Genomic DNA, 21607 nt, shown 5'->3' on the forward strand with positions numbered 1-21607 from the left:
TGCAGCTAACGCAACGCCTCAACTTCAAGCTGAAACCCGCGCTCATAGTCCGGGGCACCATTTTCCATCCGCCACAGGCAATAGGCGGCCATGCGCCAGGCGAACCACGGTCGAAGCTGTTCGTATCGAGACAGGACGTCGGGGTCTCCATAAGCGCTTAAAAAGCGGTTTTCCTGATCTCCCTCCAAAGGCCCACCCCGATAGAGCAGTTGCATCGCCGGGGATAGAAACATTGCCAGGTCTTCGCACGGGTCGCCCAATGCCGGGCATTGCCAGTCAATCAGCGTCAACCCAGATGCAGCGACCAGAATATTGCCGGGCACCGGGTCGCCGTGGATCAGGCATAGTTTTGCTGTTGGTGCGACTGCGTGATTTGGTCTAAGGCTCAGCAGTTTGTCGCGGGTTTCGGGGGCACAAAGGTCCAGGATGTCTTGCCCATGTCCGGCAAGATCGGCACTCCCGTTACAGCCCGCTGGCGCTGTTACTCTGACCGCTGATTGATGCAGTCGCCGGAGCAACCATGCGACGGGCGCTGGATCATCGTCCCAAGGGGCGCCGGGCGCATGATCGTACAGAACCCAATGATCCGCATGATAGCCACCCGCAGCGCATAGGCGCGGTACGAATCCCGTAGGTTCCAATGCGGTAAGGCATCGTGCCTCTAGCGCGGCGTCGTTGCGAAACAGCGGGTTTTGCAACGACGAACCATACAGTTTCAGAACGCGGTCGCCGTCTCCGCCCAGAACCTTCCAGACCTGATTGGTCCGCCCGCCGTAAAGCGTTTCGAAACGCGCATCGTTTTGCACCAGCTTTTGGTCGGAAAGCTGGTGCACAAGATCGGTCGGAGGGGCGGAAAAGTTTGGCAGGGTCAAAACCAGTTCTAGGGGCGAATCGCGATCCGCCTAGGTTTGGCCTGCGCTTCTGATCAGATCAAGCGCCTGATCGAACCCCGCTCACCTGATGTGTGGGAACAATCTGCCCGCCTTCGAGGGTCAGCAAGATCGAATCCGTGCCAATCTGCGCTTCAACAACCCGGCCGTATGAGGCGACAGGTGTTTCAGACAAACGCTCTCCATCCTGATAGCTGCTGAGGGTTGCGGTGTAGTTCCCCGGCGGCAGCGGGTCGCCATCAGAATCGGTTCCGGCCCAGGTAAATTCGGTCTGATCAAGCGGGACATCCGAGGTGGAAACCACTTCTCCATCAGCGTCCCGCACGGTCAGCGTAGCTTGATCCGCAGCTTCATGTGGAGCCGCAAACAGCGTCACCGGCTGACTATCGAAGCTGAACCCGGATGTTGACCGGACGTCCATGCCGACCCAATTCGCCAGTTCGCCCAGGTTCAGGCTGCCCATGCTGGAGGTGAGTGACGCCAGTAGATCGTTGGTCTGAACTTGCTGTTCCACCATCGAAAACTGCGCAAGTTGCGAGGCGTATTCGGCTGAATCCATCGGGTCCAGCGGATCCTGATTCTGGGCTTGCGTCGTCATCATCAACAGAAAGGTTTCGAAATCCGAGGCGATTGCACTGGTCTTTGACCCCGAGGTTGCTTGTGATTGAACCGATGTCTGAGCGGCCTGTGTTGGATTGATCATGTTTAAAGCCTCATATCAATGCCCCGGCCCAGGGCAAGTTTCTTGGGAAACGGGGTTGCCTGCGCGCTCTGGTCCTCGGGCGTCAGGTCGAAGTTGTTCGCGGTTTGGTGATCAAGCGGATTTTGCTGCGAATCCGAGGAACTCCCGAGATCAAATGACAGGTCGCCATAACCCAGTTTCTGAAACTCTTCGGACAGCACCGCGATATGGCGGCGCATCAGGTCCAGTGTCTCGGGCCGTTCTGTGGCGATTGTCATGTGAAACCCGTCCTCGCGACCATTCAGAATAATGGAAACGCGCCCCAACTCCTCGGGGTTCAGAGCAATCTCGATTGCGCCGGAGCCAGCCCGCGCCTGTATGGCTGCGGCCATCTGGCCCGCGATTGCCCGCGCAACCTCAGCTCGCGCCGCCTGTGCAGGCGCGCTGAGCGGTGCCGCCGAATCGCGGGTTGATTGCAAAACAGGCTCCTCACCCAAGGCAGCAACAGGTTCGGCGATATCGACTTTAGCAGCCTGTTCTGCGTCACGCTGCTGGGCAGTGGCCGTCAATCGCAATTGCGCGGCGCTGATACCGACTGCCCCAGTGGGCACGGCTTGTGCTGGCTTCTGCGGTTGCACGGCGGTGGGAGCCGTATCCGGGGCTTTGTCAGCAGGCACCGCATCGACCTGTACGGACATGTCTTTTGCTTGCGTTGTAGCGGTGTGTATCGCGATCACACTGGTGTCGGGACGATTGGCCACATCCTTTTGAGCCACGAGGGTTTCCCCTTGTGGCTTTGAGTGAACTTGCTGCAGTGGGTCTGCAGGCTCGATTGGTGATTTGGGCATCGAACTATGTGTCGATTCTGGCGGCATATCCGCCCCGCCTCGTCCTTGCTGTGCTATAACCTCATCCCCAGGCTGCGCTTGTGTTGGCGTGACTGTGAATGCTGTTTGCCCCACCTCGACAGGGTTTTGAGTTCCGAGACGCGGGGTCGGGTCAGATGCGGCGACATCCAACCCCGGAGGATCACCTTTGACCGGGGGGATATCGGTTTCGGCCGCCATTGGGGCATCTTGATCCTTTGGCAGATCTTCGGACGAGATTTCCAGCTCAGGTGGCGCGTCCTGTTCATCAAGAATATCCTGAAACTGGCTCCCGGCTTTGTTATGGCGCGCTTTCTCTGAGCCCGCCTCGGGTTTGACGGTCGAGGTTGTGGCAGCTGTCATCAGTGTAAGCGGGTTGGGCATTTTGCTCCGGGCTCCGTCATGTCTGATCAGAAATCTGCCCGCAGGAAGTTACGTTTATTTTAACCGCTTTCATCTTTGATCGAGAAAGTTCGATGTAAATTTCGGAGAAAGCGATGAAGGTCACGGCACTGCCCCAACCGGTTCAAACCAACGCAGATAAGCTGCAGGCCGCGGCGGTCGAGCTTGAGGCGACATTTCTGGCTGAGATGCTGAAATCCGCAGGGCTGGGTGAATCGCGCGATTCCTTCGGCGGCGGCGCAGGTGAGGATCAGTTTTCATCTTTCCTTGTCCAGCATCAGGCCCAGCAATTGGCCCAGTCGGGCGGCGTCGGTCTGTCCGAAATTCTGTTCAATTCAATGATGGAGAAATTCAATGACGGCTGAACCAAGCATGACGCTCATTAAATCTTTGGAAGAGATTCTGGATCTTGAACGCACGGCGTTGGTGGATGGCGATCTGGACCGCCTGACGCATATGGTGCCGGAAAAAGAGAAACTGATCGGCGCGATCAATGATCTGCAGGTGCGCGACAGTGCCGATCTGATTCGGGTTCAGCAGAAGGTCGAACGTAACCAGGCTTTGTTAAACAGCGCAGCAGATGGCATCCGCGCCGTTGCCGCCCGCATGGCCGAACTGCGCCGCGTACGGCAGGAGTTCAGCATCTATGGGGCCGACGGGCAACGCAGCGGTTTTGCAGTTCGCAGCCACGCAAAGCTCGAAAAACGGGCTTAGTGCCGTGTTGATTCAAATCTGAAGTTTCGGGGTCGGGCATCTTAGCACTCCGTTAGGGGATCAGCGCCAAAAGTGTCCCTGCACCTGAAATCAGCAGGTGGCGCGAATGGCCACAGGGCGCATCGCACGGGTCAGAAAGACAGCCAAGCCTGCAGTTCTCTGTGGGATGAACATGGGCGCAAATCGCCCGAAGTGAAAGGATGACAGCAATGTCCAGCATTCTGACAAACAATGGCGCAATGGTTGCGCTGCAGACCCTGAAGTCGGTCAACAAAAACCTGGCGATGACGCAGAACGCTATTTCAACAGGCAAGGACGTCGCAACTGCCAAGGATAACTCGGCGGTCTGGGCGATTTCGAAAGTGATGGAGTCGGACGTCAAAGGCTTCAATGCGATTAAAGACAGCCTTGCATTGGGTGAGTCTACTGTGGCGGTTGCGCGGAACGCATCTGAAACTGTGACCGACCTTCTGACCCAGATGAAAGGCAAGATCGTCGCCGCGCAGGAAGGAAACGTCGATCGGGCCAAGATCAATGATGACGTGACAGCGCTGCGGGATCAAATTGCATCGGTTGTTGGCGCCGCACAGTTCAATGGCTTGAACCTTGTGGATGGTTCTGCGGGTACCGTTTCGATCCTGTCTTCGCTGGACCGTGATGGCACCGGCGCTGTCAACTCGGCGTCTATCTCGGTCGCCAGCCAGGATCTGTCCATCGGTGGGTATACTGCCAAAGGTGTGCTTGCAGGTTCGGATGGTGCGACCACCGATAACGATGTGGCTGGGTTCACCATGGACCGCACAGCCGGCACCGGTGACATCTTGATCGACAGTTCCACTGACAACTTCGAAGTTGGCGACCGGGTCTCGATTCGGGTTGGCGATCAAGAGGTGTCCTACACCATCCAGGACAGCGACCTCGATCCTTCTGGCACGTATGACGAGAACTATACCGACGCATTGGTGGCGGTTGGCCTGAAGAACGAGATTGATGCGCTTGGCATCACCGGACTGGCGGTCGACTACGACTCGTCGAGCGCTCCGAATACACTGTCCTTCGCAACAGGTACGGCGGCTGCCGGGGCTGACGCGGATCAGGATATCTCGGTATCTGCTCAGTTCTCAAATGCCGGTTCGGGTGGTCTGGGTGCGCTTAGCTCGATTGACGTATCCACCGATGCAGGTGCCGCTGCTGCACTTGGCACGATTGAATCGCTGATCGACACGTCGATTGACGCAGCTGCTGCTTTTGGTTCGGCCCAGGGCCGGATCGAGACCCAGCAGGACTTTGTGTCGAAGCTGACCGACTCATTCAAATCCGGCATCGGCGCGATGGTTGATGCGGATATGGAGGAAACCTCGGCTCGTCTGCAGGCGTTGCAGGTGCAGCAGCAGCTGGCAACTCAGTCGCTGTCGATTGCCAACCAGGCACCGCAGTCGATCCTGTCGCTGTTCCGCTAATCCCGGAGCTTGGCCGGGGCGCGGACTTCGCGCCCCGGTTCTGACCGCCTGAAGACGGCCAATTGGAAGGATTTCAAGTGACCCCGCAAATGCTTGCTCACAATGCTTATGCGCAAACTGCCGCTCCTGTTCGTACACCACGAGACACTGAATTCGAGGCGATCTCGAAAATCACACGCCGCCTGAAAGCGGCCGCAGCCAGCAAGACAACTGATTTCGCCGCCTTCGTGCAGGCAGTACATGAAAACCGTCGCTTGTGGACGGTTCTGGCGACGGGCGTTTCAGATTCCGACAACGCCTTGCCCAATGAACTACGCGCGCGGATATTCTATCTGGCAGAATTCACGGAACACCATAGCAGTCAGGTCCTTGGCAACAACGCCACCGTGGAACCATTGTTGGAGATCAATACGGCGGTCTTGCGCGGCCTGCGTCAGGGTGGGGCGGCATAATGGGGGGGCTGGTTTTGAAACTCGCCCCGAAAGAGAGGGTTCTGATAAACGGTGTTGTGATTGAAAATGGAGACCGTCGCAGCCGGTTCTCGATCATGACGCCTCAGGCCAATGTTCTGCGGCTGCGAGACGCGATACACCCCGATGAGGTTAACACCCCTGTCCGGCGCGTGTGTTATGCCGCACAACTTGTTCTGTCAGGGGATATGGACCCTGTTGAAGCGCGCCAGCAATTGCTGCGCCGGGTCGAGGAATTGAGCCAGGTTTTCACAGATTCCGACAGCCGTCGTGTGCTGGGCGAGGCCACGGATGCATTGGTAGGCGAGCAGTACTACAAATGCCTCAAATCCCTTCGTTCACTCTTGCCGCGAGAAGAGCGTTTGATGGCTTATCAGCAATGACATTCCAACCCGTCATACCCACGGGTGGATTGGTCGGATGGCGCTTCCTCCAGCGAACGTACGACTCGCAGTTTCAGGCTTTTTCGAGCTCGAATATCAACGAGCGCGAGAATCGCTACTTCCTGGAAAACATCGGCAAGATTGAAACGGCCGAGCAGCTGGTTTCGGATCGGCGTCTGTTGCAGGTCGCGCTGGGGGCCTTTGGTCTGGAAGGCGATCTGGACAATCGGTTTTTCGTCCGAAAGATTCTGGAAGACGGGACCAGTGCGGATGATGCCTTGTCCAATCGTTTGGCCGACAAAAGGTACCGGGAGTTTTCGGACGCGTTTGGGTTCGGGCCCGGTCAGATTCGGCGAACCGGCTTTGCGTTTTTGATGGAACAGGTTGCTCAGGACAACATGACGGCCCGGTTCGAGATTTCGGTTGGTGAATCGGATGAGACGATGCGGATCGCCCTGTATGCTCAACATGCGCTGACCGAACTGGCGCAGGAGAACGTCAGCGTTGACACCAAATGGTTCGATCTGATGGGTCGGCCTCCGCTGCGCAGCATGATGGAAACGGCGCTGGGGTTGCCCTCGTCGTTTGGGCAGCTGGATATCGACAAGCAGTTGGTCGAATTCAAGGACAGGCTGCTTCGGTTGACCGGGTCTGATGATCTGGCGCAATTCACCGACGAAGACGCGGCAACGAGATTGACCGACACCTATCTAGCGCGCAGTCAGATCGCACAGTTGCAGAGCACTATCTCGCCAGCACAGACTGCGCTTGTCTTGCTGGGGGCAGTGTAGGCAGAGGTTGGTACTCGACCACTAGAACTTTCACGTGTGCCACTCCGAGGGTTGGCCAATGCTGTGTGAGTAGGCGAACCGCTCTTGCGACGAAGAAACTGCTGTCGGGCTTACTAAGAATTCAGTATCTCATCCGCGGATGTGCGCAGGGCGTAAGAGTTAACAGGCTTTGATACATTATGCAGGGCAACTTCACCCAAGGGCTGCGCATGGGCACAGGCAGGGGCGATGTCTTCGGACACAACAATGCGATGGCCAACCGTTTTGCCAAACTCACCTAGTCGTGCTGCCACATTTGCCGCGTGGCCGATGACCGTAAAATCCAGCCTCTCGCGCGATCCGACATTGCCATAAGTCACGCGCCCATAGGCCAGCCCGATTGAACAATCGCAGTGAATATCGGTGCCCGATTGCCGCAACTCGCCCAACCGTTCCACGATGTTAATCGCCGTGCGCTGTGCACTTTCGCGCGCGAGGTCTGGGTCATCCAAGGCCGGGAAAACCGCAAGCACAGCATCGCCGATGAACTTCAGCACCTCGCCACCGTTCTCGTGCACGATTTCCGAGACAGTTTCGAAAAACTCATTCAAGAGATTGATATAGGCTTCACGACCCAGCTGTTCCTCCAGACTGGTAGAGTTGCGCAAGTCACAAAACATGATCGCGGCGTCGATCTCATCGCCGTCACCACGCCGGATTTCACCGCCCAGAACCCGCGCGCCTGACCGTTTGCCGACATATGTCTCCAACAGCACCTGCGCATTTTCGCGTTGCATGAACACTTCGTAATAGCGCGCGATGACCGATGAGCATTCGAATACCAGCCCCAGGTTTTCGGTGGTAAAGCCATTGGGGTGGTCGCAGGTGAGGGTCAGAACATTCGTGCGCCCGTCCGAGAAAGGCAGGGGCATCGCCACGTAGTCTGTCGCACCTTTCTCACGCAAATCCTCCATGATGGGAAAGCTGTTATGCGGGTTTTCATCATTCAACCGCTGACGTACACCGCCCAGCCCATTGGAAACGTGCCGCAAGGGGCTGTTGATAAAGGCCGGATGGTCATAGATTTCATAAGTCGGCGCGCGGGTCAGGATTTCATCCTGATCCTTTTCCCATATAAAATGCTTCCCCGCGATCAGCGGGTGCAGGGACCAGGCGAGGATGCTTAGGCGTTGGATGGCGATCCCGTGTTCCAGCATTTTCTTGGCCAGGGCTTTGGTAAAAGCCTCGGGCGTCGTCGCGGTTGAAGCACCTCGCATCAACCAATCGATCAATGGGCCGCTGATGTTACCGTCATCTGGATCGCGCAGCTGGTTCTGACCCAGGTCGATATCGGTGTAAGCGCCGGGCATAAATCCGATATGGCCCTGAATGGCGATGCTTTCTGGCAAAGCTTGCTCATAGGCCCAGACGGAGTTGGCCAGATGCTCGCCGTGTACTGTTATGTCGTGATACGTCGCGGTGCCTTTGAACGGACAGAAGGTTTGCAACTCGGTTTCGGCGCTCAGGTCGACGCACAGATCATCGCGGGGGATGTAGATGGTCGGCGGCAAGCGAGTTTCATACATCACCTTGGCGCTATGACTTTCGGCCAACAGAGTATCGTTCCGATAAATGGCGATCTTGCCCTTTAGCGGTTCAACCGAGATTCCATAGCCCGTGGTTCTTGGTGTGGCGTGGACGTTCATGATCGACCTCCCTTGCCATGGGTCCACAAAGAATGGGGCTTTCCGCCGTCCATTCCAAGAGGGATCATGCAGATTTTATCGGGTGCGGGTCTGATCCCCCAGTGATGTCAGACCATCTGAATGACATCTTTCTCGATCGATAGCATATAGCCTTTCTTTGCGATGTTTTTCACCAACAGCTCGCTGACCATCTGATTGCCCAAGGCATCGCGCAAACGTTTGATCCGTGTCGCACCTGCCGCTTCGTCGCAATCTGAGGCGTCGCGGCCCGAGATCATTCCTTCGATCTGCGCGCCGGACAGCACCTCATCATCCAGACGGGATTCCGCCAGAACCGACAGGGTTTCCATTGCCGCAGGGGTCAGTTTGAAATCCATGTTGTTGAGGTAAACGGTGTTTTCCTCGCGGCTGATCAGCAGGGAAGTAACCTGTATCCCGGTGCGTTCGATCTGCGCCATGCGACGGTTCAGCAGCACCAGCATGACCAGAAACACAAACGCGGAAATCAGCATCGCGCAGGAAAAGACCAACAAGACGTAGATCACCATCCGATAGCTTGCCAGCGTGTCCGCAAAGGCGGTGCCGGATTGTGCCAGAATCTCCAGCAGCCGGATTTCTGCCTGCGAAGTCAGATCACTTTCGACGAACAGCCGCTCAACCCGCGCGTTGAAGGCATTGGCATCCGGCAATGTCCACAACAAAAAAGCGGCGGCGGTGACAAGGATGATCAGGATCGCAGCGATTCCCAGCCCCACCAGCCGGGTACCAGACCGTCTTGCATCAGAAACGGAGATAGAATTTTCCGGCATTGGCCTTCCTTTGATCCAACCCTTCCGGCCCGAACACCGTCATTACATTCAGCAAGGTCCAGCCAGAGCCTTGCAGGCGCTGGGCGACCTCTTGCTTCGCCTGACCTTTGTCGCACGAGGTCACCTGCATCACACCGTAGTGCAGGCGCAACGGGTTGTCCTGTTTCGCCTTGTAGTCCGCATAGCAGTCTGCTGCGGACGCGACTGAGCCCACCGATATCAGGGACGCCAGGGCCAAAGAAGAGATGATCTGTTTCATAGGCCGCATCCTGCGCATGAGTTGGCCCGATATTCAATAACGCAAGGGGTTTGCGCAGGCTGATATTGGATAGCAGAGGCCTGTTATTGCCTGTCTGAAAGGTGAGGGCCCAGTCTGGATGCATCGAATGCGCGACCCGTCATGCGGTCGCATCCACATCCGAAAGGACAAGCAAGATGCACAAGAAATTCATCGCTCTGATCATTGGGGTTGCCATGGCTGTAACGGGGGTTTCCGCCTCGCAAGCGCGCGCAGCGGACACGCGTGACATACTGGGCGGGCTGGCTGCGATTGCGATCATTGGCGCGGCGGTAAATCACTACAACAAGGAAAAACGCAAAGATCGTGAGCGTGCCTCGCGGCAGTATACCCATGTGGACCCAAAGCCGCACCATGTGAAACCACTGCCCAGACGGGTGGCGCGTTATGATTTACCGCAGCGCTGTTTACGAACTTTCAATGCCTATGGGGACCGGCCGCTGTTGGGGACCGGTTGTCTCAACAAGCACTACAAACACGCCAATAGCCTGCCACAAGAGTGCAAGGTCGGTTTCTGGAATGGCAAAAAGGTCAAACGGGCCTACGAGCCCGCATGCCTGCGCCAACAAGGTTACCGCGTGGTTTATCAGTAATCAGTCACGAGCAGGAGCGGTGCCGCAGAAGCACCGCGCAAGAGAGGGGGCGGCGCAGGCGGCCCTCTCTTTTTTCTTGCGGTCGGTGATGAAACACGGTTTTCCAAAGGGATGATGGTTCCGAGTTTTGAGCTTGAGCAGGCCCTGTTGGACAGCGGGCGTCTTCGCATCGCGGGTGTGGATGAAGTTGGGCGCGGCCCATTGGCTGGGCCGGTGGTTGCGGCCGCCGTGATCCTGAACCCGCAAGACATTCCCGAAGGGTTGAATGATTCCAAGAAGCTGACCGCCAAACGCCGCGCCGCTTTGGATGCGGCGTTGCGGGACCGGGCAGAATTTGCAGTGGCCGAAGCATCCGTGGCTGAGATTGATGAGATCAACATCCTGCGCGCCTCGCATTTGGCAATGGAGCGCGCGGTGGCAGCTTTGACCCCGGCGCCTGATTATCTGCTGATCGATGGCAATATGATCCCGCGCGACCTGAAGATCCCCGCCCAAGCCGTGGTCAAAGGAGACGCCCGATCAGTGTCGATTGCGGCGGCCTCGATCCTGGCAAAAAACTGGCGTGATCAACTGATGGTGGATTTGGCGCAACAGCATCCGGGATATGGATGGGAGACAAACGCCGGTTATCCGTCAAAACAACACCGCGACGCGCTGCAAAATCTTGGTGTGACCCCACACCATAGACGTTCATTCAAACCGGTCCACAATATCTTGTATCAAGAGTAAATCGTAAGCCACTGATTCAAAAAAGAATTTGACGGCGAATCATCTTTGAATCATCCTTGTCTCAACCAAATGAGCGCAAAAGCGCCGTGGAACTGAGGCAGTGATATGACCATCATTAAGACAAAGGGCGCAGCTGCGCTCCCTTTAAACACGATTCTTTCCGGAGACTGCATCGACGTGATGAACAGTCTGCCTAAGGCGTCAGTTGACCTGATTTTCGCAGACCCGCCCTATAATCTGCAGCTGAAGGGCCAGTTGCATCGCCCGGATAACTCTCAGGTCGATGCGGTTGACGATCACTGGGATCAGTTCAGCAGTTTTGGTGCCTATGATCAGTTCACCCGCGAATGGCTGAAGGCGGCGCATCGTCTGCTGAAACCAAATGGTGCGATCTGGGTCATTGGCTCGTATCACAACATCTTCCGCGTCGGCTCGGCCCTGCAGGATGCGGGTTATTGGATTCTGAATGACGTCGTGTGGCGCAAATCGAATCCGATGCCGAATTTCCGTGGCAAGCGTTTCACCAACGCGCATGAGACGATGATCTGGGCCTCGAAACAGGAAGGCGCGAAATACACGTTCAACTATGAGGCGCTGAAAGCCCTGAACGAAGGCGTGCAGATGCGCAGCGACTGGGTACTGCCGATCTGTACCGGACACGAACGCCTGAAAGACGACAACGGCGATAAGGCACATCCCACACAGAAACCGGAATCGCTGCTGCATCGCGTTCTGATCGGGTCGACCAACCCGGGTGACGTGGTGTTGGACCCGTTCTTTGGTACTGGCACCACGGGTGCCGTCGCGAAAATGCTTGGTCGTGAGTTCATCGGCATCGAGCGCGAAGAAAGCTATCGCAAAGTTGCTGAAAAGCGCATCGCAAAAGTGCGCAAGTTCGACCGCGAGGCGCTGGAGGTCAGCGCCAGCAAACGCGCCGAGCCGCGCGTGCCCTTTGGACAGTTGGTCGAACGCGGCATGCTGCGTCCGGGCGAGGAGCTTTATTCCATGAACCAGCGCCATAAGGCCAAGGTTCGGGCAGATGGCACCCTCGTGGGCGACAATGTCAAAGGCTCGATCCATCAGGTTGGCGCACATCTGGAAAACGCCCCCTCCTGCAACGGCTGGACATATTGGTGCTTCAAGCGCGATGGCAAGACAGTGCCCATCGACGTGTTGCGTCAGCAAATCCGGTCCGAGATGCACAACTGATTTCAAGAATACCGCCGGTGCCTGTGGCCTGACACAAGGCACTTAGCCTTGCCCCGCCGATCCTACGGCGGGGTCTTTTGTTTTTGACCAAGGAATGATTGCATAAGCCAACCCCGTCAGACCGTATAGGAGCGCTGACCCTTGACCGACATTGCACCCAGCCCGTCCCGCTTTAGCCGTTTCTTTATAACTCAGCCGGACGATTTTGATCTGGACCACAAATACGCCGAAGAGGCGCTGGAACGGCACAAGCGCGAGGGGCTGGAGCTGGCTGTCAGAGCCCGCTGGGTTGCGATGGGTTTGACAGGGATTTTGCTGATCTACCTGAACCCAAACTGGGAGGTTCTGTACTATCACTTCATCCTTTTGCTGATTTGCGCAAACGGCTGGTTGATCCAACGTGCGGGGCGCGTCGGGCAATCCAGGGTCGAGCTGCTTTTGATCTTTGCCGATCTGCTGATCATGACGCTTGGTATGATCGTCCCGAACCCGTTCAGCGATGATGTACGGCCCCTTGCGACACAATTTCGGTTCGACAACTTCCAGTACTTTTTCATTATTCTTGCTGCGGGAACGCTGGCCTATTCATGGCGCACTGTTGTTGCGATCGGATCCTGGACGGCTATGGTTTGGACCGTTGGCTGGGTCATTGCCTGGTGGGTTGCAACGCCATTCCCTGAATTGGGTGACAGGGTCTTTGTCGCGCTGCAAGGGTATCCCGATCTGCAGGGATTGCTTGATCCCAACAACTTCCTCGTGTCTCTGCGGGTTCAGGAAGTCATCGTATTTGTGATGGTTGCTGTGACCTTGGGCATTTCGATGCGACGGCTCAATCGCCTTCTGCTCAGCAATGCAGGACTGGAGAGGGAGCGCGCAAACCTGTCGCGGTATTTCTCGCCGAATGTGGTTGAGTCATTGAGCCATAACGATGAGCCACTGAAACAGGTTCGCAAAGAGAACATAGCGGTTTTGTTTATCGACATTGTTGGGTTCACCCGGTTTGCGGCGGGTCGCGATCCATATGAGGTGATCGAGGTTCTGCGCGGATTTCATGGGCGGATGGAGACCGAGGTATTCCGGCATAACGGTACGTTGGACAAGTATCTTGGCGATGGCTTGATGGCCACGTTTGGAACGCCGGTCACAACGCCGTTGGATGCGACCAACGCGCTGGGCTGCGCGCGGGCCATGGCCGAGGTTATCGAGCGATGGAACCTTGAACGCCGACGCGCAGGTGAGGTCGAGATTCACGTCGGGATCGGGGTCCACTATGGCTCGGTCGTTTTGGGAGATATCGGTGCCAACCGGTTGGAGTTTGCGGTGATCGGCGATGCGGTGAACGTTGCGGCCAAGCTTGAGGCGATGACCCGTGAATTTAAAGCGGATATTGTAATCAGCGATGCGCTGCGGGAACAAGCGTTGAAAGAAAGCCCGACGAGCCAGTCATTGCTGGAAGGGTTCGCACAGAAAACCAGCCAACCGGTGCGTGGCGTTGAAGACCCTATGGATATCTGGGTCAACTAAGAGGCTCCCGCCCGGAGGGGCCGCATCAAAGATGCAACCCCATCCGTTGGGCGGGGCAGCGCGCAGGGCGCGCAGCGGTCAGGCATTTGGCTGCGGGTTCAGCGCTTTGTTGTAAGGGTGCCAATCCGTGATTTCGGGGTAGTATTGCCGCCGCCAGGCCCGGACCCGAGGGTTCATGACGCGCCGCCACAGAGGCGGGATCATCGCGGCAACGGTCATCACGGGATAGCCATAGGGCAGTTGCGGCGCGTCCTCTTGCGCGTGGTTTTGCAACAAGGGGAAGCGCCGGTTTGGTTTGTAATGGTGATCCGAGTGGCGCTGGAGATTGATCAACAGCCAGTTCGATGCTTTTTGCGCGGCGTTCCAAGAATGGCGGGGCAGGACATGTTCGTATTTGCCGTCACCCATGTGTTTCCGCGTCAGCCCGTAATGTTCGACATAGTTGACCAATTCCAGTTGCCAGATGGCAACGCCCGCCTGCAGCAGGAACAATCCCAGCCCGACCCATCCTCCGAGCAGCCCGGCCAACAGAAGCATCCCACCCTGTAGCGCCCAATAGCGCCAGAACGGGTTTGCGCGGTCTGTCCAAGGGCGATCTTTGCGGGCAAGCTTGTCCTTCTCGGCGTGAAAGGCTGAGACCAGACATTGCAACAAAACGCGTGGATAGAAGCGATGGAACCCTTCGTTATAGCGCGCGGTAACCGGGTCTCGCGGCGTTCCGACATAGCGGTGGTGCACCAGCAGATGTTCGGATCGGAAATGGGAATACAATACCATTGCCAGCAGGATATCCCCCAGCCAGCGTTCCAGCCGAGACCGCTGGTGCATCAGTTCATGGCTGTAATTGATACCCACCGTGCCCGAAAGGATGCCCATACCGAAGAACAGGCCAATCTTGGACCAGGTCGTCAGGTGGTCGGTATGGGTTGCATACCAGATCAGGCCAAACAGCGTGACGAGCTGGGCCGGGGCCCAGAGTTTGGTCAGCAGGATATACCAATGCAGGACGTCATCGGGCGTTTCCGGGTCTGCATTATCAAGATTCAGCCCGGTGAGCCGATCGAGAGCGGCAAAGGCCCACCAGGTGGATAAGGGGATCAGTAGAACCCACCATCCGCCTGCTATTGCTGTGGCCCAGATCAAGGGGATCAACAGGAACGATACCCAGAAGGGCATCGCGGTCTGCCAGCGGGTCAGGGTTTGAGTTGCGATCATCTAGTGCTCCGAACCTTGGAGCGCAGCCTAGCCCGAGCAATCGCGCTTGGACAGCGGGCTTATTGCCCCCTCCACAAATCGTGAGCCTTGCGCATCACAGTAGGCAGGTCGCTGGGTTTGAACTCATGCTTGGTCAGAAGTGTCAGCCCATCTGGTATGGTGTTGGCCGGCAGCTCGGCTGTCCAGATTTTCAGCACCAGATGGAAATGCGTAAAAGTATGGCGCACTTCGCCCGGCAGGGTACGCCAATCCGCTGGGAAAGGGGGCGCTTCGGCAGCAGTTCCAGACCAGTCAGACCCAGGCCAGCCGAGCATGCCGCCCAATAGGCCCTTATCAGGACGGCGTTCCAACAGCAGTGATCCGTCCAGATGCTGGGCGATGTAGACATGGCCGTAACGGGTGGGTTTGGGCTTTTTCGGTGTTTTCTTTGGCAGATCTGCCTGTGTTCCGGCGATCCGGGCTGAACAGGGATCGCGCAGCGGGCAGATGCCACAGGCGGGGGATTTCGGAGTGCAGATGGTTGCGCCCAGATCCATGACGGCCTGCGCATAGTCTCCGGGTCGCAGGTTGGGCGTCAGCGTGGCAGCTTTTTCCTTCAGAACGGGTTTCGATCCGGGCAGCGGATCGTGTATGTCATAAAGCCGCGCCATCACCCGTTCCACATTGCCGTCCAGCACAGTCTCGGGCCGGTCAAAGGCAATGGCCGAGATCGCAGCGGCGGTATAGGGACCAATTCCCGGCAATTGCAAAAGCGTATCGTAAGTGTCCGGAAATTGCCCATTGTGATCCTCGGCCACGACCCGCGCGCATTTCAGCAGGTTGCGGGCGCGGGCATAATAGCCAAGTCCGGCCCATTCACCCATGACCTGATCATCGGGTGCGGCGGCCAGCGCCTGAACCGTGGGCCAACGCGTGGTGAAGCTTGTGAAGTAATCACGCACGGCGGCCACGGTTGTTTGCTGCAACATCACCTCGGACAGCCAGACGCGGTATGGGTCAGGCTGTACACCAGCCGCACGATCCGCCGGACCCACGCGCCATGGCATTTCGCGGGCGTGGCGGTCGTACCAGTCCAAAAGCGTGGTGCTCACGCTGAATTCAGTGATGTCACGCAAGTTTTATCTAACTCCCTGTCGGGTTTCGCTGGCACCTGCCATCCTGCCCATTACAATAGCGGCGCAGGAGTTGGAAACCAGATGCAACGCAGACGTTCCTCGACCCGCGGGTTCAAACGCACCGCCAGTTTGCTGAATGATCAGATTCGGCGCGCCGGGGAAAGCCGGGGATTTGCTGTGTCGCGTCTGCTGACTCACTGGGCCGAGATTGTGGGGCAGGATACTGCCTCGATCGCGCGTCCAGTGAATGTGGGGTATGGCAAAGGCGGGATTGGTGCCACATTGACGCTGCTGACCACCGGGCCGCAGGCTCCGATGCTGGAAATGCAGAAGGAGCATCTGCGCGGTAAGGTCAACGCTGTTTACGGTTACAACGCAATCAGCCGCATCCGCATCACACAGACCGCTCCGACCGGATTTGCCGAGGGGCAGGCCAGTTTCGATCACAAACCGAAGCCGCCAAAACCCGAAATCGAACCTGAAATCGCAGCCGAGGCAGACAAAGTGTCGCGTGACATTCACGATGGTGATTTGCGCGCTGCCCTTGAACGTCTGGGCCGCAACATTTTATCTAAGCACAAACGCTGAGAAAGGGCTGAGAATGAGCCGTATTGCAACAGGAATCTGTGCGGCTGTCGCCATTGCCGCTGGTGGGTATTGGCTGACAACCACAAGTTCGACCCCCACCAACCCGCTGGTCGGAAGTGCCATCGCACAAGAGGCAGAGCTGGATACATCAACCATCGTTGAAATGGTTCAGGGGGCCCAAGATGCCCCGGTCGAGATCATCGAATACGCATCCTACACCTGCCCGCATTGCGCCACCTTTCATAAAGGCGCCTATAAGCAGTTGAAGAAGGATTTCATCGACACCGGCAAGGTCAAGTTCACCTATCGTGAGGTCTATTTTGACCGCTATGGTCTGTGGGCTTCGATGATAGCGCGCTGCGCGGGTCCCGATAAGTTCTTTGGCATCACCGATCTGCTTTACGAGGGTCAGTCCGAATGGACCCGCGCCGGTGGCCCGACTGAGATCGTGGATGAGTTGCGCAAGATCGGTCGCCTCGCAGGGATCGACAACGATCAGCTTGAAGCTTGCTTGCAAGATGGCACACGCGCTCAGACATTGGTTGCCTGGTATCAGGAAAACGCCGAGCGTGACGGGATTGAGGCGACACCGTCTTTCATCGTCAACGGCAAGAAAGTGTCCAACCAGTCTTATGACGATTTCAAGCAGCTGATCGAATCCGAACTGGGCAGCTAAGCTGTTATCCGGTCGGCCCGAACAGGGCCGGCCCTAGGGTGACGGCGCGACCTTTGCCAACATCTCTTTGACGGCGTCTGCATCCGAGATGTGAAGACGAACCGGCAGGGTCACGACCTTTCGCCGAAAGGCTTCGGGCAGGCGGACGGCGTCTTTCTCGGTTGTTACCATTTGTGCGCCCATTAGGCGCGCTTCGTTCTCAAGGCGGGTCATCAGGGCTGTGGTCAGAGGCTGGTGGTCATCCAGCGCTTCGGCGCGCGCAAGCTCTGCCCCCTGTTGGCGGAGGGTTTGAAAGAACTTCTCGGGGTGGCCGATCCCGGCGAAGGCCAGCACTTTTGAGCCTGCCCAGTCCATACCGGTCTGCAAGGGCTCGACCACTCCGGTTGCAAGCGGCACGGTGATCGCGTCACCCCACTGCTCGGCAAAACTTGCCTGTGCGGCGGCATCTCCAAGCGAAAGCACCAGATCGGCGCGTTTCAGGCCAATATCGACCGGTTCGCGCAACGGACCTGCGGGCAAGCAAAGTCCGTTCCCGAACCCGCGCTGGGCGTCCACCACGATGATCGAGAAATCCTTGGCGACCGAGGGGTTTTGAAACCCATCGTCTAAAACGATGACCGTTGCCCCATCCTCCGCCGCCGCGCGTGCCCCGGCGGCCCGGTCTTTTGCGACCCAGACATCGGCGAACATGGCCAGCAGCAACGGTTCATCCCCCACTTGCGCTGCCGAGTGCTTGCCGGGGTCGACCCGCACCGGGCCTTCCAGTGTGCCGCCGTGGCCACGTGTTACGATATGCGGCGTGTGCCAGCTGTCGCGCAATTGCTCGACCATCCAGATTGCAGTGGGTGTCTTGCCCGTACCGCCTGCGTTAAGATTGCCGATGCATATGACCGGCACGCCCGGTTTGACACCGGCCTCCTGTGCGACGCGGCGGGCCGTAGCCGACGCATAGATTCGACCCAGCGGGGCCAATATGCGCGCCCTTAGATCCAGTTGATCCGGGGGTGTGTTCCAAAATTCAGGTGCTCGCATTGTCCGAACTCCGTTGGTCCAGCGCGTCCTGCACCATCTCGATCAACCTGTCGGCCTGAGGCGCGCCTTCGGTGATCATTTTCCACCCGGCCAGTGCCATTCCCGCCGCCTGATCCGGTGCCAGCAGTTCGGCCACCGCGTCGCCCAGCTCGGTTGCGGATTTGATCATGCGGGCTGCTTTGATCTGTTCCAACTGATCGTAAAGTCCCTGGTATCGATGCACAAATGGTCCGTGCACGATGGCCGAGCCAAGGGCAATCGTTTCCAGCGGGCCGCACCCGCCTGCGCCGCGCTCAAGCGAGCTGCCCATGAATGTCACCGGGCAGACCCGTTGCCACAGGCCCAGATCTTCGGGCTCTGAGGTCAGGATGACCTGTGTCGCGTCTTCGATCTGGTCACCCTTGTCCCAGTTGCTACAGCGTAAGTCCATCGATGCTAGCCGCCGCTGTAAGGGGTGTGCTTCGCCCATGTCGGCGACATGCAACACCAGAACTAGCCGGGGCATCATGCGCAAGGCTTGACGGTGGGCGCTAAGGATCGAGATAAACTCTTTATCCTGCACCCAGGCCGCCAGCCAGACGGGTCGGCTGGACAGGGTATGGGTGACCTCGATCAGCTCGTCTTCGGGCCATGGCTTCGGGTTCGGACTGATCTGAAGGGGTGGGGATTCCTCGACTTTTGACGATGGAATGCCCAGCCGTCGAATCTGGCGCGCGATCTCTTCTGATGGCGTCAGAATATGATCAAAGCAATTGAAAGTATACCGGCTGATATCCGGCAGCCAGCGCGCAAGTTTGACACTTACAACCTCGGGTGTTGCTTCGATCAGGATCAGAGGGATTTTCTGGTCTGCGGCGCAGGTGATGATACTTGGCATCAACCCACCACCGACCCACAGACCCATATCCGGGTGCCAATGATCCAAAAAACTTCGGGCTGCGCCAGTATGTTCCAAAGGGAGTGTGATCAGGGGAAAGCTGGTTTCCGCCCAACGCGAAAGATCAGCATCCGGAGGGGCGGTTAGCAGCACGGACAATCCCGGCCGGACCTGTTTCAGTCGCTCGCATAGATCGACGATCACGCGCAGGCGGTCCGGATCAGCGATATGCACCCACATAACCTCGCCTGTCGGGCGTGGCAGATCGGTTCGGCCGTCGTTTTTCGGCATACGCCACGACAGAATCCGATAGGCCATAAGGCTAAGCGATTGGGGCTGGCTCATACCGGGATCCCCGGACCATCCTCATCGAGTTGCGCGGCCAGAATGGTATGCAGTCCTTCACCGGCGGCGACCACCCCGTTCAATCGGGGATGTTCGTTGTTAAAGCGCAGCGGCTGACCTTGGCGATCCGTACATATTCCGCCCGCTTCGCGCACGATCAGATCGCCTGCCGCGATATCCCATTCCCAGCTAGGGCGCAGCGTCAGCATTCCATCAAACCGGCCCTCGGCGACCAGAGCCATGCGATAGGCCAGCGATGGACGGTACGCCCGTTTGAAGGGTGGCACCTGACCCGCGCGCCAATGATGCGCAGCCAAATTCGGCTTGGCCGCCAGTAGCTCGGACTGGTCCAAAACCTCGGCCTTTGTCGCGTGGATCGGCGCGCCATTCAGCGTGGCCCCCTGGCCCTTGCTGGCCGCATAAAGCAGATCGCGCATGGGTAGGTAGATCACGGCAGCAGTCACTTCGCCGTTGTCGGTAACGGCCAGCGAATGGGCCCATGTCCGGGACCCCTCGGCAAAGCTGCGGGTGCCATCGATTGGGTCGATGATAAAGGCTCGGTCTCGATCAAGGCGCGCGGCGGTGTCTTCGGTCTCTTCGCTAAGCCAGCCATAGCCCGGGCGGGCCGCCGGCAGCCGTTGTTCGAGCATCGCGTTCACGGCCAGATCGGCTTCTGTCACGGGTCCGGCACCGTCGGGTTTATCCCAGCGCTGCGCCTGCGGTCCCGAATAGCGGGACGCGATCTTGCCAGCCTCAAGGGCCGCGTCGATCAGAAGTGGCAGATCAGTTGCCGGCAAGCGTCATTCCTTCGATCAGTACCGAGGGCACGACCCGCGACAAATAGGGCCGCGCATCATTGGCCGGGATCATCCGCATAAGCATTTCTCGCAGGTTGCCTGCGATGGTGCATTCGTTGACCGGAAAGGTGATTTCGCCATTTTCGACCCAGAAACCGGACGCCCCGCGTGAGTAGTCACCAGTATTGGGGTTGATCGTTGAGCCAATCATCGAAGTAACCAACAACCCGGTTCCCATATCACGCAGCAAATCGGCGCGGCTTTGCGTGCCTTGAGTCAGGCTCAGGTTCCAATTGCTGGGCGAGGGCGGACCTGAAACGCCACGGGCGGCATTTCCGGTCGATGCCATGCCCAACTTGCGCGCGCTGGACAAATCCATCGTCCAGCCGGTCAGTGCCCCGTTTTCGACAATCGCACGACGTTGGGTTGGCAGGCCTTCGGCATCAAAGGGGCGAGAGCCCGAGATGCGCGGGCGATGCGGGTCTTCGATCAAGGAGAGATGCGCGGGCAGAACCTGTTCCCCCAGATTGTCTTTCAGCCAGGATGCCCCGCGTGCAATTGCAGCGCCGTTGCTGGCTGCCAGCAAGTGTCCGATCAAAGAGGTCGATATGCGCTCGTCAAACAAAACCGGAAAGCTTCCGGTCTTGGGTTTGCGCGCGCCCACCAACGACACGGCCCGTTCGCCTGCCGAGCGGCCAATATCCTGGGGCGTGCGCAGGTCCGATTGAAAGGTTCGGGCGTCGCTGTCATAGTCACGCTCCATCCCCGTGCCTTCGCCCGAGATCGCCACGCAGGAGGTTGACCGATAGCTGCGCGTGTACTGCCCGGAAAACCCGTTGGTCGCCGCCAAACTAACCCGATGGGTGCCGTAACCGGCCGCTGCATCCGACACTTGCGATACGCCGGACACGGCCATTGCCGCCGCCTCGGCGGCAATCGCATCCTGCATCAAGGCATCTGCTGCGGGTTCCGGCGCAGGATCGAACAGCTCCAACGCGTCGATATCCCAATCTGTCGCCAGTTGAGCGCTGTCAGCTAGGCCCGTAAACGGGTCCTCCGGCGCCTCCTTGGCCATGGCCACTGCGCGTTCCGCCATTTTGGTCAGCGTGTCGGGTCGCGCGTCAGAACTGGAGACAATCGCTTGCTGCTTGCCCACAAACACGCGCAGCCCAAATTCCGTTTCTTCCGAGCGTTCGGCATGCTCCAACGCTCCGTGCCGCACCTCGACAGAGACCGAAGAGCCATCGATCACGATGGCATCCGCTGCCTCGGCCCCGGCTTTGCGGGCAGCATCCAACAGGTTCTGGGTCAACTCTTGTGGCGTGCGGGTCATGGCGTCTCCGGTTTCTTTGCACAGGACCTAGCCTTGCACAGCCCGTCTCGCAAGACCTGCAGCCGGATGCAATCGTGGTGTTTGCATCCAAGGTCATGAACAAGGGCGCATTGGGGCGCCCTTG

24 protein-coding genes are annotated in these 21607 nt (G+C 58.0%); 12 read left to right on the forward strand and 12 right to left on the reverse strand.

Annotation, left to right across the window (positions count from 1 at the left end; genetic code table 11):
• Window positions 1–5: 5 nt before the first annotated feature.
• Genes ACR0EL_RS14745 through ACR0EL_RS14755 form a run of 3 tightly spaced genes read right to left on the reverse strand, consistent with a single transcriptional unit; the run spans window position 6 to window position 2822 of the window.
• Entirely contained in the window at window positions 6–872 is an 867-nt protein-coding gene (locus ACR0EL_RS14745; RefSeq protein WP_480500700.1) for a phosphotransferase, read from the reverse strand.
• A 58-nt stretch (window positions 873–930) separates the two neighbouring features.
• Window positions 931–1593: a flagellar hook capping FlgD N-terminal domain-containing protein gene (locus ACR0EL_RS14750; protein WP_353008954.1), complete on the reverse strand. Its 663-nt coding sequence runs from the start codon at window positions 1591–1593 to the stop codon at window positions 931–933.
• Window positions 1594–1595: 2 nt separating this feature from the next.
• Window positions 1596–2822 carry a flagellar hook-length control protein FliK gene (locus tag ACR0EL_RS14755; protein ID WP_480500701.1) on the reverse strand — a complete coding sequence of 409 codons (1227 nt, stop codon included), beginning with the start codon at window positions 2820–2822 and terminating at the stop codon, window positions 1596–1598.
• Window positions 2823–2935: 113 nt separating this feature from the next.
• On the opposite strand from ACR0EL_RS14755, the gene ACR0EL_RS14760 reads away from it, so the two are divergent.
• The 6 genes from ACR0EL_RS14760 (at window position 2936) to ACR0EL_RS14785 (ending at window position 6658) form a co-directional block, all read left to right on the forward strand.
• The gene (locus ACR0EL_RS14760) at window positions 2936–3205 is read left to right on the forward strand and encodes a rod-binding protein (RefSeq protein ID WP_170533505.1); all 270 of its coding nucleotides are present in this window, start codon (window positions 2936–2938) and stop codon (window positions 3203–3205) included.
• Window positions 3195–3554 (forward strand): flagellar biosynthesis protein FlgN, encoded by a 360-nt coding sequence (locus ACR0EL_RS14765; RefSeq protein WP_480500703.1) that lies wholly within the window; start codon window positions 3195–3197, stop codon window positions 3552–3554. The genes ACR0EL_RS14760 and ACR0EL_RS14765 overlap by 11 nt, the downstream gene beginning before the upstream one ends.
• 209 nt (window positions 3555–3763) lie before the next feature.
• Window positions 3764–5014: a flagellin N-terminal helical domain-containing protein gene (locus ACR0EL_RS14770; protein ID WP_480500704.1), complete on the forward strand. Its 1251-nt coding sequence runs from the start codon at window positions 3764–3766 to the stop codon at window positions 5012–5014.
• 77 nt (window positions 5015–5091) lie between these two features.
• Window positions 5092–5466, forward strand: a complete 375-nt coding sequence (flaF, locus tag ACR0EL_RS14775) for a flagellar biosynthesis regulator FlaF (RefSeq protein WP_170533496.1) — start codon at window positions 5092–5094, stop codon at window positions 5464–5466.
• Window positions 5466–5867, forward strand: coding sequence for a flagellar biosynthesis repressor FlbT (gene flbT / locus ACR0EL_RS14780; RefSeq protein ID WP_353008964.1), 402 nt, complete (start codon window positions 5466–5468; stop codon window positions 5865–5867). Before flaF ends, flbT begins: the two co-directional genes overlap by 1 nt.
• On the forward strand, window positions 5864–6658 hold the full coding sequence (locus ACR0EL_RS14785) for a DUF1217 domain-containing protein (protein WP_480500706.1): 795 nt from the start codon (window positions 5864–5866) through the stop codon (window positions 6656–6658). Before flbT ends, ACR0EL_RS14785 begins: the two co-directional genes overlap by 4 nt.
• A gap of 113 nt (window positions 6659–6771) precedes the next feature.
• Here the strand turns inward: ACR0EL_RS14785 and ACR0EL_RS14790 are convergent, their stop codons facing one another.
• The 3 genes from ACR0EL_RS14790 to ACR0EL_RS14800 all read right to left on the reverse strand — a co-directional run bounded on the left by ACR0EL_RS14790 (window position 6772) and on the right by ACR0EL_RS14800 (window position 9411).
• On the reverse strand, window positions 6772–8343 hold the full coding sequence (locus ACR0EL_RS14790) for a DUF427 domain-containing protein (RefSeq protein ID WP_480500707.1): 1572 nt from the start codon (window positions 8341–8343) through the stop codon (window positions 6772–6774).
• A gap of 107 nt (window positions 8344–8450) precedes the next feature.
• Window positions 8451–9152, reverse strand: coding sequence for a winged helix-turn-helix domain-containing protein (locus tag ACR0EL_RS14795; RefSeq protein ID WP_353008969.1), 702 nt, complete (start codon window positions 9150–9152; stop codon window positions 8451–8453).
• Window positions 9124–9411 (reverse strand): hypothetical protein, encoded by a 288-nt coding sequence (locus ACR0EL_RS14800; RefSeq protein WP_353008971.1) that lies wholly within the window; start codon window positions 9409–9411, stop codon window positions 9124–9126. Before ACR0EL_RS14800 ends, ACR0EL_RS14795 begins: the two co-directional genes overlap by 29 nt.
• 176 nt (window positions 9412–9587) lie before the next feature.
• Between ACR0EL_RS14800 and ACR0EL_RS14805 the strand changes: the two genes are divergently transcribed.
• The 4 genes from ACR0EL_RS14805 to ACR0EL_RS14820 all read left to right on the forward strand — a co-directional run bounded on the left by ACR0EL_RS14805 (window position 9588) and on the right by ACR0EL_RS14820 (window position 13505).
• A complete protein-coding gene (locus tag ACR0EL_RS14805; RefSeq protein WP_480500709.1) occupies window positions 9588–10043 on the forward strand; it encodes a hypothetical protein in 456 nt (151 codons plus the stop codon).
• Between the two features lie 111 nt (window positions 10044–10154).
• Window positions 10155–10772 carry a ribonuclease HII gene (locus ACR0EL_RS14810; RefSeq protein ID WP_480500710.1) on the forward strand — a complete coding sequence of 206 codons (618 nt, stop codon included), beginning with the start codon at window positions 10155–10157 and terminating at the stop codon, window positions 10770–10772.
• A gap of 105 nt (window positions 10773–10877) precedes the next feature.
• Entirely contained in the window at window positions 10878–11981 is a 1104-nt protein-coding gene (locus ACR0EL_RS14815; protein ID WP_480500711.1) for a DNA methyltransferase, read from the forward strand.
• A 141-nt stretch (window positions 11982–12122) separates the two neighbouring features.
• On the forward strand, window positions 12123–13505 hold the full coding sequence (locus ACR0EL_RS14820; protein ID WP_480500712.1) for an adenylate/guanylate cyclase domain-containing protein: 1383 nt from the start codon (window positions 12123–12125) through the stop codon (window positions 13503–13505).
• A gap of 78 nt (window positions 13506–13583) precedes the next feature.
• On the opposite strand, the gene ACR0EL_RS14825 is transcribed toward ACR0EL_RS14820, so the two are convergent.
• Together ACR0EL_RS14825 and ACR0EL_RS14830 are read right to left on the reverse strand one after the other, a co-directional pair.
• Window positions 13584–14720, reverse strand: a complete 1137-nt coding sequence (locus ACR0EL_RS14825; protein WP_480500713.1) for an alkane 1-monooxygenase — start codon at window positions 14718–14720, stop codon at window positions 13584–13586.
• 59 nt (window positions 14721–14779) lie between these two features.
• Window positions 14780–15766 carry an A/G-specific adenine glycosylase gene (locus tag ACR0EL_RS14830; RefSeq protein WP_480500801.1) on the reverse strand — a complete coding sequence of 329 codons (987 nt, stop codon included), beginning with the start codon at window positions 15764–15766 and terminating at the stop codon, window positions 14780–14782.
• Window positions 15767–15916: 150 nt separating this feature from the next.
• Here ACR0EL_RS14830 and ACR0EL_RS14835 point away from each other — a divergent pair, with 150 nt between their 5' ends.
• Together ACR0EL_RS14835 and ACR0EL_RS14840 are read left to right on the forward strand one after the other, a co-directional pair.
• On the forward strand, window positions 15917–16423 hold the full coding sequence (locus ACR0EL_RS14835) for a DUF721 domain-containing protein (RefSeq protein ID WP_480500714.1): 507 nt from the start codon (window positions 15917–15919) through the stop codon (window positions 16421–16423).
• A gap of 13 nt (window positions 16424–16436) precedes the next feature.
• Window positions 16437–17099 (forward strand): DsbA family protein, encoded by a 663-nt coding sequence (locus tag ACR0EL_RS14840; protein ID WP_480500716.1) that lies wholly within the window; start codon window positions 16437–16439, stop codon window positions 17097–17099.
• Window positions 17100–17132: 33 nt separating this feature from the next.
• Here ACR0EL_RS14840 and lpxK read toward each other — a convergent pair whose 3' ends face one another.
• The 4 genes from lpxK to ACR0EL_RS14860 are packed head-to-tail and all read right to left on the reverse strand — an operon-like array spanning window position 17133 to window position 21483.
• Window positions 17133–18131 (reverse strand): tetraacyldisaccharide 4'-kinase, encoded by a 999-nt coding sequence (gene lpxK, locus ACR0EL_RS14845; RefSeq protein ID WP_480500717.1) that lies wholly within the window; start codon window positions 18129–18131, stop codon window positions 17133–17135.
• The gene (locus tag ACR0EL_RS14850) at window positions 18118–19353 is read right to left on the reverse strand and encodes a 3-deoxy-D-manno-octulosonic acid transferase (protein WP_480500718.1); all 1236 of its coding nucleotides are present in this window, start codon (window positions 19351–19353) and stop codon (window positions 18118–18120) included. The genes lpxK and ACR0EL_RS14850 overlap by 14 nt, the downstream gene beginning before the upstream one ends.
• The gene (locus tag ACR0EL_RS14855) at window positions 19350–20150 is read right to left on the reverse strand and encodes an inositol monophosphatase family protein (protein ID WP_480500719.1); all 801 of its coding nucleotides are present in this window, start codon (window positions 20148–20150) and stop codon (window positions 19350–19352) included. Before ACR0EL_RS14855 ends, ACR0EL_RS14850 begins: the two co-directional genes overlap by 4 nt.
• Entirely contained in the window at window positions 20137–21483 is a 1347-nt protein-coding gene (locus ACR0EL_RS14860; protein ID WP_480500721.1) for a TldD/PmbA family protein, read from the reverse strand. Before ACR0EL_RS14860 ends, ACR0EL_RS14855 begins: the two co-directional genes overlap by 14 nt.
• Window positions 21484–21607: the final 124 nt, after the last annotated feature.

The sequence above is a fragment of the Ruegeria sp. AH12 genome (assembly GCF_056541465.1).

Coding starts and splice junctions, on each gene's coding strand:
- ACR0EL_RS14800 (WP_353008971.1), bottom strand. CDS start 9,411: ATGAAACAGATCATCTCTTCTTTGGCCCTGGCGTCCCTGATATCGGTG.
- ACR0EL_RS14795 (WP_353008969.1), bottom strand. CDS start 9,152: ATGCCGGAAAATTCTATCTCCGTTTCTGATGCAAGACGGTCTGGTACC.
- ACR0EL_RS14765 (WP_480500703.1), top strand. CDS start 3,195: ATGACGGCTGAACCAAGCATGACGCTCATTAAATCTTTGGAAGAGATT.
- ACR0EL_RS14770 (WP_480500704.1), top strand. CDS start 3,764: ATGTCCAGCATTCTGACAAACAATGGCGCAATGGTTGCGCTGCAGACC.
- flbT (WP_353008964.1), top strand. CDS start 5,466: ATGGGGGGGCTGGTTTTGAAACTCGCCCCGAAAGAGAGGGTTCTGATA.
- ACR0EL_RS14850 (WP_480500718.1), bottom strand. CDS start 19,353: ATGAGCCAGCCCCAATCGCTTAGCCTTATGGCCTATCGGATTCTGTCG.
- ACR0EL_RS14830 (WP_480500801.1), bottom strand. CDS start 15,766: ATGCCATGGCGCGTGGGTCCGGCGGATCGTGCGGCTGGTGTACAGCCT.
- ACR0EL_RS14815 (WP_480500711.1), top strand. CDS start 10,878: ATGACCATCATTAAGACAAAGGGCGCAGCTGCGCTCCCTTTAAACACG.
- ACR0EL_RS14825 (WP_480500713.1), bottom strand. CDS start 14,720: ATGATCGCAACTCAAACCCTGACCCGCTGGCAGACCGCGATGCCCTTC.
- ACR0EL_RS14810 (WP_480500710.1), top strand. CDS start 10,155: ATGATGGTTCCGAGTTTTGAGCTTGAGCAGGCCCTGTTGGACAGCGGG.
- ACR0EL_RS14785 (WP_480500706.1), top strand. CDS start 5,864: ATGACATTCCAACCCGTCATACCCACGGGTGGATTGGTCGGATGGCGC.
- ACR0EL_RS14860 (WP_480500721.1), bottom strand. CDS start 21,483: ATGACCCGCACGCCACAAGAGTTGACCCAGAACCTGTTGGATGCTGCC.
- lpxK (WP_480500717.1), bottom strand. CDS start 18,131: ATGCGAGCACCTGAATTTTGGAACACACCCCCGGATCAACTGGATCTA.
- ACR0EL_RS14790 (WP_480500707.1), bottom strand. CDS start 8,343: ATGAACGTCCACGCCACACCAAGAACCACGGGCTATGGAATCTCGGTT.
- ACR0EL_RS14755 (WP_480500701.1), bottom strand. CDS start 2,822: ATGCCCAACCCGCTTACACTGATGACAGCTGCCACAACCTCGACCGTC.
- ACR0EL_RS14805 (WP_480500709.1), top strand. CDS start 9,588: ATGCACAAGAAATTCATCGCTCTGATCATTGGGGTTGCCATGGCTGTA.
- ACR0EL_RS14840 (WP_480500716.1), top strand. CDS start 16,437: ATGAGCCGTATTGCAACAGGAATCTGTGCGGCTGTCGCCATTGCCGCT.
- ACR0EL_RS14835 (WP_480500714.1), top strand. CDS start 15,917: ATGCAACGCAGACGTTCCTCGACCCGCGGGTTCAAACGCACCGCCAGT.
- ACR0EL_RS14760 (WP_170533505.1), top strand. CDS start 2,936: ATGAAGGTCACGGCACTGCCCCAACCGGTTCAAACCAACGCAGATAAG.
- ACR0EL_RS14750 (WP_353008954.1), bottom strand. CDS start 1,593: ATGATCAATCCAACACAGGCCGCTCAGACATCGGTTCAATCACAAGCA.